Source organism: Streptomyces sp. G7(2002) (assembly GCF_028870195.1).
Classification (GTDB): Bacteria; Actinomycetota; Actinomycetes; order Streptomycetales; family Streptomycetaceae; genus Streptomyces; species Streptomyces nigrescens.
The window spans coordinates 3,643,080-3,657,058 of the sequence record NZ_CP102609.1 but is presented as its reverse complement, the minus strand read 5'-3'; the positions used below and the strand labels follow the sequence as shown (position 1 = coordinate 3,657,058).

At 72.4% G+C, this 13,979-nt stretch carries 10 protein-coding genes; all 10 read left to right on the top strand.

The features are described from left to right. Positions 1 to 203: 203 nt before the first annotated feature. The 10 genes from iolC (at position 204) to NUT86_RS15040 (ending at position 13,913) form a co-directional block, all read left to right on the top strand. Positions 204 to 1,196: a 5-dehydro-2-deoxygluconokinase gene (gene iolC / locus NUT86_RS15085; protein ID WP_266443234.1), complete on the top strand. Its 993-nt coding sequence runs from the start codon at positions 204 to 206 to the stop codon at positions 1,194 to 1,196. 68 nt (positions 1,197 to 1,264) lie between these two features. Then, positions 1,265 to 2,152, top strand: a complete 888-nt coding sequence (locus NUT86_RS15080) for a Cgl0159 family (beta/alpha)8-fold protein (protein WP_159488217.1) — start codon at positions 1,265 to 1,267, stop codon at positions 2,150 to 2,152. A 30-nt stretch (positions 2,153 to 2,182) separates the two neighbouring features. Beyond that, positions 2,183 to 3,073: a 5-deoxy-glucuronate isomerase gene (gene iolB / locus NUT86_RS15075; RefSeq protein WP_262038315.1), complete on the top strand. Its 891-nt coding sequence runs from the start codon at positions 2,183 to 2,185 to the stop codon at positions 3,071 to 3,073. Next, positions 3,070 to 4,953, top strand: coding sequence for a 3D-(3,5/4)-trihydroxycyclohexane-1,2-dione acylhydrolase (decyclizing) (iolD, locus tag NUT86_RS15070; RefSeq protein ID WP_274735712.1), 1,884 nt, complete (start codon positions 3,070 to 3,072; stop codon positions 4,951 to 4,953). The genes iolB and iolD overlap by 4 nt, the downstream gene beginning before the upstream one ends. A gap of 38 nt (positions 4,954 to 4,991) precedes the next feature. Then, positions 4,992 to 6,485 carry a CoA-acylating methylmalonate-semialdehyde dehydrogenase gene (locus NUT86_RS15065; protein ID WP_274735710.1) on the top strand — a complete coding sequence of 498 codons (1,494 nt, stop codon included), beginning with the start codon at positions 4,992 to 4,994 and terminating at the stop codon, positions 6,483 to 6,485. 181 nt (positions 6,486 to 6,666) lie between these two features. Beyond that, positions 6,667 to 7,806: a hypothetical protein gene (locus NUT86_RS15060; RefSeq protein ID WP_274735708.1), complete on the top strand. Its 1,140-nt coding sequence runs from the start codon at positions 6,667 to 6,669 to the stop codon at positions 7,804 to 7,806. 295 nt (positions 7,807 to 8,101) lie between these two features. Next, a complete protein-coding gene (locus tag NUT86_RS15055) occupies positions 8,102 to 8,662 on the top strand; it encodes a GNAT family N-acetyltransferase (RefSeq protein WP_446750763.1) in 561 nt (186 codons plus the stop codon). A gap of 264 nt (positions 8,663 to 8,926) precedes the next feature. Beyond that, positions 8,927 to 10,174: a sensor histidine kinase gene (locus NUT86_RS15050; protein ID WP_381281649.1), complete on the top strand. Its 1,248-nt coding sequence runs from the start codon at positions 8,927 to 8,929 to the stop codon at positions 10,172 to 10,174. Between the two features lie 179 nt (positions 10,175 to 10,353). Continuing rightward, positions 10,354 to 13,056, top strand: coding sequence for an alpha/beta fold hydrolase (locus tag NUT86_RS15045; RefSeq protein WP_274735704.1), 2,703 nt, complete (start codon positions 10,354 to 10,356; stop codon positions 13,054 to 13,056). Continuing rightward, positions 13,053 to 13,913, top strand: a complete 861-nt coding sequence (locus NUT86_RS15040; RefSeq protein WP_093644573.1) for an ABC transporter permease — start codon at positions 13,053 to 13,055, stop codon at positions 13,911 to 13,913. The genes NUT86_RS15045 and NUT86_RS15040 overlap by 4 nt, the downstream gene beginning before the upstream one ends. Positions 13,914 to 13,979: the final 66 nt, after the last annotated feature.

Below are 13,979 nucleotides of genomic sequence, written 5' to 3'. Positions count from 1 at the left end.
CCTCGCGCCAATCCCGGCTCCCCTCGCGTCGATCTCAGCTCCCCTCGCATCGATCCCAGCTCCCTCTCGTCGTGCACTCATTGTTCTCCCTGACGTCAGTATGTAAGGACAAAGTATTGACAGGGTCTGGCTCTCCCCGTTAGACCTTTCCTCGGAGCCGAACCTGCCGAACCCGCCGCGCCGGCCGACCCGAAGGGGCGCACATGACCCAGCCGTACGACCTGATCACCATGGGCCGCATCGGAGTCGACATCTACCCGCTGCAGACCGGTGTGCCGCTGGCCCAGGTCGAGACGTTCGGGAAGTTCCTCGGCGGCTCCGCCACCAATGTCGCGGTGGCCGCCGCCCGGCTCGGCCGCCGCAGCGCGGTCATCAGCCGCACCGGCCGTGACCCGTTCGGCGACTACGTCCACCAGGCGCTGCGCGACTTCGGCGTGGACGACCGCTGGGTGACCTCCGTCGACGCCTACCCGACACCGGTCACGTTCTGCGAGATCTTCCCGCCGGACGACTTCCCGCTCTACTTCTACCGCCGCCCCAAGGCGCCGGACCTGGTCATCCGTCCCGAAGAACTCGACCAGGAGGCCCTCGCGGCCGCCCGGATCTTCTGGATCACCGGCACGGGGCTCTGTGAGGAGCCCAGCCGCAGCGCCACCCTCGCCGCACTGGAGGCCCGCGCCAAGGCGGGTCCCACCGTCTTCGACCTCGACTGGCGGCCGATGTTCTGGGGCGGCGAGGGCGGCGCCTCCGGGGACGGTGGGGCTACCGGCGCCGCGGCGATGGCCACCGCCCGCCCGTATTACGAGGCCGCCCTGCGGCACGCCACCGTCGCGGTCGGCAATGTCGACGAGGCCGAGGTCGCCACCGGACTGCGCGACCCCAAGGCCTGCGCCCACGCGCTGTTGGAGAGGGGCGTTGAGCTTGCCGTCATCAAGCAGGGCCCCAAGGGCGTGCTCGCCGTCCACCGTGACGGCCGTACCGCCGAGGTCCCGCCCACTCCCGTCGAGGTCGTCAACGGCCTGGGCGCCGGCGACGCCTTCGGCGGGGCGCTGTGCCACGGCCTGCTCGCCGGCTGGGAGCTGGAGCCGATGATGCGGTACGCCAACGCCGCGGGCGCCATCGTCGCCTCCCGCCTCGCCTGTTCCTCGGCGATGCCCACGGCCGGCGAGGTCGACGCGTTCCTCGCCGACCGGTGACCCCCAGGCCCGGCCCGTCCGGTGGCCGCACCCCCTCCACCTGTGCACTCAAGAAGGTGAGTTGAGCCTTGACCCCTCGGATCAGTGACCTCGCGACGCTGCGGGCCCGGCACCCCGAAGCCGTCGCGGAGGCCGCCGCCCGCCGCACCCGTCGCCCGCTCCTCGGCGACAGCGGCCGGCTGATGATCGTCGCCGCCGATCACCCGGCCCGTGGCGCGCTGGCCGTCGGTGACCGGCAGCTCGCCATGGCCAACCGCCTCGACCTGCTCGAACGCCTGGTCCTGGCGCTGTCGCGGCCCGGTGTGGACGGGGTGCTCGCCACCGCCGACATCCTGGAGGACCTGCTGCTGATCGGCGCCCTCGAAGGCAAGGTCGTGATGGGCTCCATGAACCGCGGCGGTCTGGCCGGCGCCTCCTTCGAGATGGACGACCGGTTCACCGGCCACCGCCCCGAGGACCTCGCCCGGCTCCGCTTCGACGCCGGCAAACTGCTGCTGCGCATCGACTACCGCGACCCCGGCTCGCTGACCACCCTGGAGGCCACCGCCCGCTCCATCGACGCGATGGCCGAGCGGCGGCTCCCCATCTTCGTCGAGCCGTTCCTCTCCTCCCGGGCGGACGGCACGGTCCGCAACGACCTCAGCGCCGCGGCCGTCACCCGCTCGGTGGCCATCGCCTCCGGACTCGGCGGCACCTCTGCCTACACCTGGCTCAAACTGCCGGTCACCGACGACCCCGACGCCATGGCCCGGGTCTGCGAGACCACCACCCTGCCGACCGTGCTGCTCGGCGGCGACATCGGCAGCACCGTCCAGGACCAGGAAGCCGCCTACGAGAAGTGGCGCAAGGCGCTGCGGCTGCCGACCGTGCAGGGCCTGGTCGTCGGCCGCTCCCTGCTCTACCCGGCCGACGGGGATGTCGCGGCCGCCGTGGACACCGCCGTGGGCCTGCTGTGAACGCCGCGATTTCCGCAGGAGACTCGACTTATGAGCACTGAATTCCATCTGGGGGCCGGGGCCGCGGCAGCGGGCCCGTACGCCCTGGACATCGACCCGAAGCGGGCCGGCTGGGACCACTCCTCGCTGCGCGTCCTGGACCTGCCGCCCGGTGCCCACCACGCCTTCGCCACCGGCGACAGCGAATGGATCGTGCTGCCGCTGTCCGGCGGCTGCACGGTGCTGACCGATGACGGCGAGAGCTTCGAACTGACCGGCCGGGAGAGCGTGTTCAGCGGGGTCACGGACTTCGCCTACGTACCGCGCGACGCCCACGTCCAGATCGCCACCGCGGCCGGCGGCCGCTTCGCGCTCACCGGCGCCCGCTGCGAGAACCGCCTGCCCGCCCGCTACGGGGCCGCGTCCGACGTCCCCGTGGAGCTGCGCGGCACCGGCAACTGCTCCCGCCAGGTCAACAACTTCGGCGCGGCGGACACCTTCGAGTGCGACCGGCTGATCGCGGTGGAGGTGCTCACGCCCGGCGGCAACTGGTCCTCCTACCCGCCGCACAAGCACGACGAGTGCCGCCCCGGCGAGGAGTCCGAACTGGAGGAGATCTACTACTTCGAGATCGCCTCCGCGCGCGGTACGGACGGGGTCGGCTACCAGCGGGTGACCCCCTCGGGGCGCGGCCGCGGCACCGACGTGCTGGCCGAGGTCCGCAGCGGGGACGCCGTCCTCATCCCCGACGGCTGGCACGGCCCGTCCATCGCCGCGCCCGGCCACACCATGTACTACCTGAACGTGATGGCCGGTCCCGGCGCCCGCGAGTGGCTGATCTGCGACCACCCCGACCACGGCTGGATCCGCTCCACCTGGCCCGGCCAGCCGGTCGACCCCCGCCTCCCCCTCTACGAAGCGCCCGCAGGAGACGCCCGATGAACGCTCCGACGACGCGCCGCCTCACGGTCGCGCAGGCCCTGGTCGAGTTCCTCGCCCACCAGTACACCGAGCGGGACGGCCGCCGGCACCGCCTGATCAACGCCTGCTGGGGCATCTTCGGCCACGGCAATGTCGCCGGCCTCGGCCAGGCCCTGCTGGAGTCAGGGGACGCGCTCCCGTACCTCCAGGGCCGCAACGAGCAGGCCATGGTGCATGCCGCCGTCGGCTACGCCCGGCAGTGCGACCGGCTCTCCGCCCAGGCCGTCACCACCTCCATCGGCCCCGGCGCCACCAACCTCGTCACCGGTGCCGCGCTCGCCACCGTCAACCGCCTCCCGGTGCTGCTGCTGCCCGGAGACACCTTCGCCACCCGGACGGCAGACCCCGTCCTGCAGCAGCTGGAGGTCCCGCAGGCGGGCGACGTGTCGGTCAATGACGCGCTGCGCCCGGTCTCCCGCTACTTCGACCGGGTCACCCGGCCCGAAGCGCTGATCCCCGCCGCCCTCCAGGCCATGCGGGTGCTCGCCGACCCCGTCGACACCGGCGCCGTCACCCTCGCGCTGCCGCAGGACGTCCAGGCCGAGGCGTACGACTGGCCGGAGGAGTTCTTCGCCGACCGGGTCTGGCGGGTCACCCGGCCCCTTCCCGACGCCGATGCCCTGGCGGATGCCGTGCGCGCGGTCCGCGGCGCCTGCCGGCCGCTGCTGATCGCGGGCGGCGGTGTGCACCACTCCGAGGCCGAGGACGCGCTGTGCGCCTTCGCCGACGCCACCGGCATCCCGGTCGCCTCCACCCAGGCAGGCAAGGGCTCGCTGCGCCACGACCACCCCGCCGATGTCGGCGGTATCGGCCACACCGGCACCGCCACCGCCGACGCGCTCGCCCGCGAGGCCGACCTGGTCATCGGCGTCGGCACCCGCTACACCGACTTCACCACCGCCTCCGCGACCCTCTTCGCCGAGCCCGGTGTGCGCTTCCTGAACCTCAACATCGCCCCCTTCGACTCCCACAAGCTCGGCGCCGCCTCCCTCGTCGCCGACGCCCGCGCCGGACTCGAAGCGCTCACCAAGGAGCTGTCCGGACACCGCGTCGACGCGGAGTACGAAGCCGCCTACGGGGTGGCGAAGGCGGACTGGGAGCGCCGGGTGGACGCCGCGTTCGGTGCCCGGGACGCCTCCGTACGGCCCTCCCAGACCCAGGTCCTCGGCGCGCTGGACGCCCTGGTCGACGACACCGACATCCTCGTCAACGCGGCCGGGTCCCTCCCCGGTGACCTGCACAAACTCTGGCGTGCCCGGTCCCGCAGGCAGTACCACCTCGAATACGGCTACTCCTGCATGGGCTATGAGATCCCCGCCGCGATCGGTGTGCGGATGGCCGCCCCCGGCCGGCCGGTGTGGGCGCTGGTCGGCGACGGTACGTATCTGATGAACCCCACCGAGATCGTCACCGCGGTCCAGGAGGGCATCCACATCAACATCGTCCTCATCCAGAACCACGGCTACGCCTCGATCGGCGGGCTCTCCCAGGCGACCGGCGGCGAACGGTTCGGCACCGACTACCGCTTCCGCGCCGCGGACGGCACATACACCGGCGCTCCGCTGCCCGTCGATCTCGCGGCCAACGCCGCCTCGCTCGGGATGCACGTCCTGCGGGCGGCCACGGTCGGTGAGCTGCGCGCGGCGCTCGCCGAGGCGCGTGGCGCGAACCGGCCCACATGTGTCTATGTCGAGACCGAAACGGCTGACACTGTGCCGGGCGCGCCGGAGGCTCAGGCCTGGTGGGATGTTCCTGTTGCCGAGACCGCGACACGTCCGGCGGCGGTGGCCGCCCGCGAGGCGTACGACCGGCACACCGCCGGGCGCCGCCGCCACCTGTGACCCCTGCCCGAAGCCGTCAGCCCAGAAAGGCCCCCCGCATGAAGACCATCAGCCACTGGATCGGCGGAAAGCCCGTCGAGGGCGTCTCCGGCAACTTCGGCCCGGTCTACAACCCGGCCACCGGCGCCCAGGACAAGCAGGTCGCCTTCGCCTCGGTCGACGAGGTCGACGCGGCCGTCCGCGCGGCCAAGGAAGCCTTCAAGTCCTGGGGCACCAGCTCCCTGGCCAAGCGCACCTCGGTGCTGTTCAAGTACCGCGAGCTGCTCGACGCGCACCGCGAGGAGATCGCGCGGCTGATCACCGCCGAGCACGGCAAGGTGCACTCCGACGCGCTCGGCGAGGTCGCCCGCGGTCTGGAGATCGTCGAGCTGGCCTGCGGTATCCCCGAGAAGCTCAAGGGTGAGCTGTCCACCCAGGTCTCCACCCGCGTCGATGTGGCGGCGATCCGCCAGTCGCTCGGTGTGGTCGCCGGCATCACGCCGTTCAACTTCCCGGCGATGGTTCCGATGTGGATGTTCCCGCTCGCCATCGCCTGCGGTAACACCTTCGTCCTCAAGCCGAGCGAGAAGGTTCCCAGCGCCGCCTTCAAGCTGGCCGAGCTGGCCGCCGAGGCGGGGCTGCCCGACGGTGTGCTGAACGTCGTCAACGGCGACAAGGTGGCCGTCGACGCCATCCTGGAGCACCCGGACATCGCCGCGGTCTCCTTCGTCGGCTCCACCCCCATCGCCCGCTACATCCACACCACCGGCACCGCCAACGGCAAGCGGGTCCAGGCGCTGGGCGGCGCCAAGAACCACATGCTGGTCCTGCCGGACGCCGACCTCGACCTGGCCGCGGACTCCGCGATCAACGCCGCGTACGGCTCGGCCGGTGAGCGCTGCATGGCGATCTCGGTCGTCGTGGCCGTCGGGGAGACCGCCGACCCGCTGATCGGCAAGATCAAGGAGCGCGCCGACAAGCTGCGGATCGGCCCCGGCGACGACCCGGCCTCCGAGATGGGCCCGCTGATCACCAAGGTCCACCGCGACAAGGTCGCCTCGTACGTCGAGGGCGCCGCGGCCCAGGGCGCCGATGTCGTCATCGACGGCACCGGCTACACCGTCGAGGGCTACGAGGACGGGCACTGGATCGGTGTCTCCCTCCTGGACAACGTCACGCCCGAGATGGACGCCTACCGCGACGAGATCTTCGGCCCGGTGCTGTCCGTGGTCCGCGTCGAGACCTACGACGAGGCCATCGCGCTGATGAACAACTCGCCGTGGGGCAACGGCACCGCGATCTTCACCCGCGACGGCGGCGCGGCCCGCCGCTTCCAGATGGAGGTCGAGGCCGGCATGGTCGGCGTGAACGTGCCGATCCCGGTGCCGGTCGGCTACCACTCCTTCGGTGGCTGGAAGGACTCGCTCTTCGGCGACCACCACATCTACGGCAACGACGGCGTGCACTTCTACACCCGCGGCAAGGTCGTCACCACCCGCTGGCCGGACCCGTCCGACGGCGGCATCAACCTGGGCTTCCCCAGCAACCACTGAGGGCGTCCTGAGGACCCCCGGCCGGACCCCCGCCGGCCGGGGGTCCGGCATGTCCGGGCCGTGGCGGTGCCGGGGCACCGTGCGCAGGAACCGTGAAGAACTGCAGGTCCAGGGGCAGACCGCGGACCGGCGCATTGCTACCGTGCTCCCTCGCCACGCACTGACACAACCGGGGGACGAAATGCACCAATCCATGGCGCTCGCCAAGGGCGCCCGTATCACCGGCGGGGCATTCTGCCTGCTGTTCTTCCTTTTCACCGTCACCTGGCTGGTCGTCGACCTCAGTGAGTTCGGCATCGACGGGGTCTGGGAATCCTGGACCTTCCAGAACTCCGGCGGCCTCAACCAGGTCACCAGCGTGTTCCATTTCGGCCTCGCCCTGGTCCAGCTGGCGGCGGTGTTCGCGGCGTTCGCGGGGCAGCGGGTGGCCGGCGGACTGCTGGCCGTCGCCACCACCCTGACCTTCGCCACCGCGCTGCAGGCCATCATCAGCGTCGGCTTCCACACCAGCGACAACCGCTGGTTCCGGCACGCCGAAACGGACACCGACACCTTCGACAACGTCTTCCTCAGCAGCCTGGGGCTGTTCCTGCTGTCCCTGATCGCGGGCGTCGTGCTGCTCGCCGGGATGCGTTCCTGGCCGCGTCGGACGCCCAGCGACCCGCCGATGCGCCCGGCCAGGACGGCCGGTGTGGTGGCCGGTCTGGTGCTCGGCGCGATGGTGCTGGTCAACCTGGTCTGGCAGGTCTACATGCTGGTGCAGGGCGGCAGCAACGCCTTCACCATCTTCTACCTCGGCAAGGGCTCCCTCGGCGCGCTGCTGGGCCTGTCCTCCGGGTGGTCCGCCCTGGCCTTCCTCGCGCTGACCGTGCCTGCCGCGCTCAACAGCCTGATGCGCGGCGCCGCGGCCCGCGGGCTGGCCATCGGGCTGGCGGTGGTGTCGCTGCCCGGCGCCCTGCTGTCGTTGATCGGGATGGCCATGAACGGCACCCTGTTCGACCTGTCCGGCGCCATGCCGGGCATGAGCATCATCGGCCACCTCCAGCTGGCGCTGGACCTGTTCGGGTCGGTGGTGCTGCTGGCCATGATGGGCCGCGGTGAGCCGGTCGCCCCCGCCTGGTACCCGCCGGCGCAGGCACCGCAGTTCGCCGCCCCCGGCTTCGTCCCGCCGCCCGGCCCGCAGGCCCCGCCGGTCTGGCAGCCGCCCGCCGGACCGGTGCCCCCGGTCAGCGGTCCGCCGATGCCGCCGGCCGGTGCCCCGCCGATGCCGCCCGGCACCCCGCCGCCCCCGCAGGGCGGCTTCGGACCGCCGCAGTACTGACGCGGCGCCGGGGCCGGTGCGCGGAGGGCGGCGCCCGCCCCGCGTGACCGGCTCCGGCCGGCCGCCGCGGAAAACAACTGGGGGCGGCAGCCCACCGGTTGGTACGGTGCAACGGCGCGCGCCCCGAGCGCGACCGCTGCTGGACGAGGGAGGTTGATGAATATGGCCCGCCGGCCGCTTCCTCAGCATGCCCTTGTCCGGGCCGCCGCCTGAGCGGGACGTCTGAGCGCCTGATGTCCTGAGCGCCCGATGTCCTGAGCGCGGCCCGGTCGTCGACAACGACCAGGAGTGACGCGTGTCTTCCTCTTTTTCCTCTTCTTCCCCTCTCTCCCCGGATTCTCCGGATGCGGGCCTTTCGTCGAGCGGTGCGGATCTGCTCACCGCGCGGCTGCTGCTGCGGCCGTGGTCCGACGGTGAGCTCGCCGCCGTGCTCGACGGGACACCGCAGCCGCACTGGGCGGCGGACTTCCCCGCCGACGGTGACCGGGTCATCGCCGGTTTCACCGCCGAGAACCCCGACGCGCGTGGCGTCCACGGCCAGCGGCAGATCCTCGAACGGGACGGCGGCCGGGTGGTCGGTGCCATCGGGCTGTTCTGGCCGCCGAGTGACGGCTCGCTGGAGATCGGCTACGGCATCGTGCCGTCCCGGCGGGGCCGCGGCTACGCCTCCGAGGCCGCCCGCGCCCTGGTGGCGTTCGCCTTCACGGCACCGGGCGTGCACACGGTATGCGCGGACGTGGAGCTGTCGAACCCGGCGTCGGGCCGCGTCCTGGAGAAGGCCGGGCTGGTGCGCTGGAGCAGCGACGACCGGCTCGCACGGTTCCGGCTGACGGCACCGGAACCGGCCGCCGGCTAGTCCGTATCGGCCTGCCTGCCGGGGCCCTGGTGCGGGGCCCCGGCAGGCGAGTCCGGCGAACGACGGGCAGATACGGGCGGGGGCCGTGGGCCGGGAGGTGAGCCGTTGCTTACTGCCGGTTTATGACCCCTTTGTGCAGGATGGACGGTGCCTTGCAACTCTCCTGTGCCTTAAGGCACCTGAGGAAGGATCAGTCGTGCGTACACCTCCTGCCCCGGTATCAGTAGCAGTGCCCGCTTCGTCGGCTCCTCGGGGCTGAGGGTCATGGCACCCGCTTCCCGGGCTCCCGCGCCGGCCGCCCTGCCTCCGATGCCCACCGCGCGCCCCGGCCCGCCGCGCCGCCCGGCGCCCTGGCTGCGGCCGACCATCCGGATACGGCTGACGCTGCTGTACGGCGGTATGTTCCTGATGGCCGGGGTCGTCCTGCTCACGCTCATCTACATCCTGGCGGCCCAGACCCTCAAGGAAGGCACCCCGGAGTTCCGGGTCTTCGGCACCAACGTCAGGGTGGGCAACATCAGTTGTCCCGACCTGCCGTCGGTCGGCACGGTCGCCGAGATCAACTCGGCCATCAGCGACTGCCTCCACAACCAGCGCGAACTCGCGCTGCACACCTTCCTGAACCGCTCCCTGGCGGCGCTGGTGGGTCTGACGGTGGTGGCGTTCGCTTTCGGTTATGCGATGGCGGGGCGGGTGTTGTCGCCGTTGGGGCGGATCACGCGGACGGCGCAGCGGGTGGCGGGTTCGGATCTTCATCGGCGGATCGAGTTGGGGGGTCCGGATGATGAGTTGAAGGAGTTGGCGGACACGTTCGATCAGATGCTGGACCGGTTGGACCGGGCTTTTGAGTCGCAGCGGCGGTTCGTGGCGAATGCGTCGCATGAGCTGCGGACGCCGTTGGCGATCAATCGGACGTTGCTGGAGGTGCAGCTGGCCGATCCGGGGGCGTCGCCGGAGCTGGCGCAGCTGGGCAAGACGCTGCTGGCGACCAATGAGCGCAGTGAGCAGCTGGTGGAGGGGCTGTTGTTGCTGGCGCGCAGTGAGAACAAGGTGGTGGACAAGAAGCCGGTCGATCTGTCGGAGGTCGCGGCGCAGGCGGTGGACCAGACGCGGGAGGAGGCGCACGCCAAGGGGGTGGAGCTGCGGGGGGTGCGTCATCAGGTGCTGGTGCAGGGCAACGGTGTGCTGCTGGAGCGGATCGCGTTGAATCTGGTGCAGAACGCGGTGCGCTACAACGTGCCGGAGGAGGGCTGGGTCGAGGTGGTGACCGAGCCGCAGCCGGGGTGTGCGGTGCTGGTGGTCGCCAATACGGGGCCGGTGGTTCCCGCGTACGAGGTGGAGAATCTCTTCGAGCCCTTCCGGCGGCTGCGGACCGAGCGCACCGGCAGCGACAAGGGCGTCGGTCTGGGCCTGTCCATCGTCCGGTCGGTCGTCCGCGCCCACGACGGCACCATCACCGCCCGGCCCCGGGAGGGCGGCGGAATGGTGATGCGGGTCGTCCTGCCCCAGTAGGCGAGACCCGTCCTCCGCGGCCGCGCACCCCGGACCGGCCGCTTCGGACGGCGGGCCCTGGCCCCCCGGCCCGTACCGCGTCCGTGGTACGGGAGCGCGCACCCTACTCCCCAGGGAGGCTGCCGGGTTCAGCCCGGGGTACCGGCCGCCCTGATCGGCTCCTCCCTAGGATTCACGGTATGGCTCTCCGAGGTATCCGACTGAGCGGCCGGCGCTGGTACGCCGCCGCGGGCGCGCTGGCCGTCCTCATAGGAGGCGGCACCTGGGCGGCCGCCTCCTCGGACGCCGCGCCCGCCGTCCACCGCACGGACCGGCTGATGACGATGCCGGAGAAGCCCGGCAGCAAGAAGGAGGTGCGGATCGACACCTCCTTCTTCACCGCCGGGGGCGACTCCGGCGGGCGGCGGCCCGCGGTCCTGCTCGCCCACGGCTTCGGCGCCAGCAAGAAGGACCTCCGCCCCCAGGCCGAGCGGCTGGCCCGGGACGGATACGCCGTACTGACCTGGTCGGCGCGCGGCTTCGGGAAGTCCACCGGCAGCATCGGGCTGAACGACCCGGACGGTGAGGTCGCCGACGTCCGCCGGCTGATCGACTGGCTGGCCGAGCGGCCCGAGGTGCAGCTCGACAAGGACGGTGACCCCCGGGTGGGGATGGCCGGCGGCTCCTACGGCGGGGCGATCTCGCTGCTGGCGGCCGGCAACGACCGGCGCGTCGACGCGATCGCCCCGCAGATCACCTACTGGAACCTCGCCGACGCCCTCTTCCCCCACGGCGTGTTCAAGAAGCTGTGGGCCGGGATCTTCTTCACCACCGGCTCGGCGGGCGCCCCCACCGGCTCCGCGGGTCCCGCGCCCACCACGTCCGGGGGCTGCGGGCGCTTCGAGCCCGCGCTGTGCCGGATGTACGAGCGGGTCGCCGTCAGCGGCAAGCCGGACGCCGCGGCCCGTGCCCTCCTGGCGGAGCGCAGCCCGTCCGCCGTCGGCGACCGCATCAAGGTGCCGACCCTGATCATGCAGGGCCAGACCGACTCGCTGTTCCCGCTCGACCAGTCCGACGCCCTCTACAAGAAGCTCCGCAAGAACGGTGCGCCGGTCGGCGTCGACTGGATCGCCGGCGGGCACGACGGCGGGGACCGGGAGACCGCCCGCCTGGAGGGGCGGACGAACGCCTGGTTCGACCGCTACCTCAAGGGCGACAAGCACGCCGGGACCGGGCCCGGGTTCCGGATCAGCCGCAGCGGGGGAGTGGACTCCACCAACGGCTCGGTGCGGCTGCGCGGCGCGCACGCGGACCGCTACACCGGACTGGACAACGATCCGCGGCGCATCCGGCTGACCGGCCGCCCCCAGACCTTCAGCAACCCGCCCGGCGCCGGACCGCCGGCGATCTCCGCGGTGCCCGGGGTCGGCGCGCTCGGCAACCTCTCCTCGCTCGGCGCCGGCGGACTGTCCCTGGACTTCGCCGGCCAGTACGCCCGCTTCGAATCGGCGCCGCTGGACACCCCCGTCCATCTCACCGGCAGCCCCACCGCCACCGTCCATGTGCGGTCCGACACCCCGGACGCGGTGTTCTTCGCCAAGGTCTACGACGTCGCCCCGGACGGCCGCCGCCAGGTGCTGCCGTCCCAGCTCGTCACGCCGTACCGGATCAAGGACGCCGACGACGGCCGGACCGTACAGCTCCGGATGCCCGCCGTCGACCATGACTTCGCGGCCGGCCACCGGCTGCGGCTGGTGCTCTCCGCCACCGACCTCGGCTATGCCTCACCCGCCGAACCCGCCACCTACACCGTCTCCCTGAAGGACGGCGCCCTCAGCGTGCCCACCGCGCCCCGGGTGCGCAGCGCCGCCGCCCCGCTGCCCGCCTGGACCTGGGCGCTGCCCGCCGCGGCCGCCGCCGTCGCCGCGCTGCTGCTGCTCACCGCCCGCCGCCGGACCGCGGCGCCCGCGCCCGACCCGGCGCTCGCCGAGGTCCCGCTGCAGATCAGCGACCTGAGCAAGCGGTACGCCAAGTCCACCGACCGGTATGCCGTAAAAGAGTTGTCCTTCCGCGTCGAGAAGGGGCAGGTGCTGGGCCTGCTGGGGCCCAACGGCGCCGGCAAGACCACCACCCTGCGGATGCTGATGGGGCTGATCACACCCGACGAGGGCGAGATCAGGATCTTCGGGCAGGCCGTCCGGCCGGGCGCCCCGGTGCTGTCGCGGGTCGGCGCGTTCGTGGAGGGCCCCGGCTTCCTGCCGCATCTGTCGGGCCGCGCCAACCTCGATCTGTACTGGCAGGCCACCGGCCGGCCCGCCGCCGACGCGCACCTCGACGAGGCACTGGAGATCGCCGGTCTCGGCGACGCCCTGGAACGCGCCGTACGCACCTACTCCCAGGGCATGCGCCAGCGCCTCGCCCTGGCCCAGGCCATGCTCGGCCTGCCGGATCTGCTGATCCTCGACGAGCCGACGAACGGGCTCGACCCGCCGCAGATCCGGGAGATGCGGGACGTGATGATCCGCTACGCCGAAGCCGGACGCACCGTCATCGTCTCCAGCCATCTGCTGTCCGAGGTCGAACAGAGCTGTACACACCTGGTCGTCATGGACCGCGGCCGGCTGGTGCGGGCCGGTCCGGTCGCCGAGATCACCGGCTCCGGCGACACCCTGCTGGTCGGGGTCGCGGAGGAGATCGGCGACGCCGTCGTGGAGAAGGTGGCCGCACTGCCGGGCGTCGCCTCGGCCGTACGCGCCGAGGGCGGCCTGCTCGTACGGCTGGACGGCCTGGGCACGCCCCAACTGCTGGCCGAACTCCTGCGGATGGAGGTCCCGGTGGACCGCGTCGGCCCGCACCGACGCCTGGAGGACGCCTTCCTCACCCTGATCGGAGGGGACCGATGACCGCGACCCCCACGGCGCGGGCGCCGGGCTACCGCCCGCGCCGCACCCTCCCGCTGCGCGTCGAGGCCCGGCGCCAGCTGCGCCGCCGCCGCACGCTGGTGATCGCCGCCATCCTGACGCTGCTGCCGTTCGTGCTGGTGGCGGCGTTCGCGATCGGCGGCGACCCGGACAGCCGCAGCAACGGCCGGATCACCCTGATGGACAGTGCCACCGCGTCCGGCGGCAACTTCGCGGCCACCGCGCTGTTCGTCTCCGCGGGTTTTCTGCTGGTGGTGCCGGTGGCACTGTTCTGCGGAGACACGGTCGCGTCGGAGGCGAGCTGGTCCTCGCTGCGCTATCTGCTCGCCGCGCCGGTCCCGCGGGCCCGGCTGCTGCTGAGCAAGCTCACCGTCGGGCTGGCGTTCAGCGCCGCCGCGATGCTGCTGCTGCCGCTGGTCGCGCTGGGCGTGGGCAGCGCCGCGTACGGCTGGGGCCCGCTGCAACTGCCCACCGGCGGCGCGCTGTCCGCGGGCGAGGCGGTGCCGCGGCTGGCGGTGGTGGTCGGCTATGTCTTCGTCAGCCAGCTGGTCACCGCGGCCCTGGCGTTCTGGCTGTCGACGGTGACCGACGCACCGCTGGGCGCGGTCGGCGGCGCCGTCGGGCTGACCATCGTCGGCAATGTCCTCGACCAGGTCACCGCCCTCGGCACCTGGCGCGATGTGCTGCCGGCGCACTGGCAGTACTCCTGGGTGGACGCCCTGCAGCCCCGGTTGGAGTGGTCCGGGATGATCCAGGGATCGGCGGTCTCGGTGGCGTACGCGCTGGTGCTGTGCGCGCTGGCGTTCCGGGGGTTCGCGCGCAAGGACGTGGTGTCGTGACGGCGGGGCGGTCGTGACGGCGGGGCGCCGGGGCGGGCCGTGCGCCGTGGCACACGCCTGACGGGG

Excerpts from the sequence above, each read along its gene's own strand:
- NUT86_RS15045 (WP_274735704.1), top strand. The coding sequence starts at position 10,354 with ATGGCTCTCCGAGGTATCCGACTGAGCGGCCGGCGCTGGTACGCCGCC.
- NUT86_RS15050 (WP_381281649.1), top strand. The coding sequence starts at position 8,927 with ATGGCACCCGCTTCCCGGGCTCCCGCGCCGGCCGCCCTGCCTCCGATG.
- iolB (WP_262038315.1), top strand. The coding sequence starts at position 2,183 with ATGAGCACTGAATTCCATCTGGGGGCCGGGGCCGCGGCAGCGGGCCCG.
- iolD (WP_274735712.1), top strand. The coding sequence starts at position 3,070 with ATGAACGCTCCGACGACGCGCCGCCTCACGGTCGCGCAGGCCCTGGTC.
- NUT86_RS15060 (WP_274735708.1), top strand. The coding sequence starts at position 6,667 with ATGCACCAATCCATGGCGCTCGCCAAGGGCGCCCGTATCACCGGCGGG.
- NUT86_RS15065 (WP_274735710.1), top strand. The coding sequence starts at position 4,992 with ATGAAGACCATCAGCCACTGGATCGGCGGAAAGCCCGTCGAGGGCGTC.
- NUT86_RS15040 (WP_093644573.1), top strand. The coding sequence starts at position 13,053 with ATGACCGCGACCCCCACGGCGCGGGCGCCGGGCTACCGCCCGCGCCGC.
- iolC (WP_266443234.1), top strand. The coding sequence starts at position 204 with ATGACCCAGCCGTACGACCTGATCACCATGGGCCGCATCGGAGTCGAC.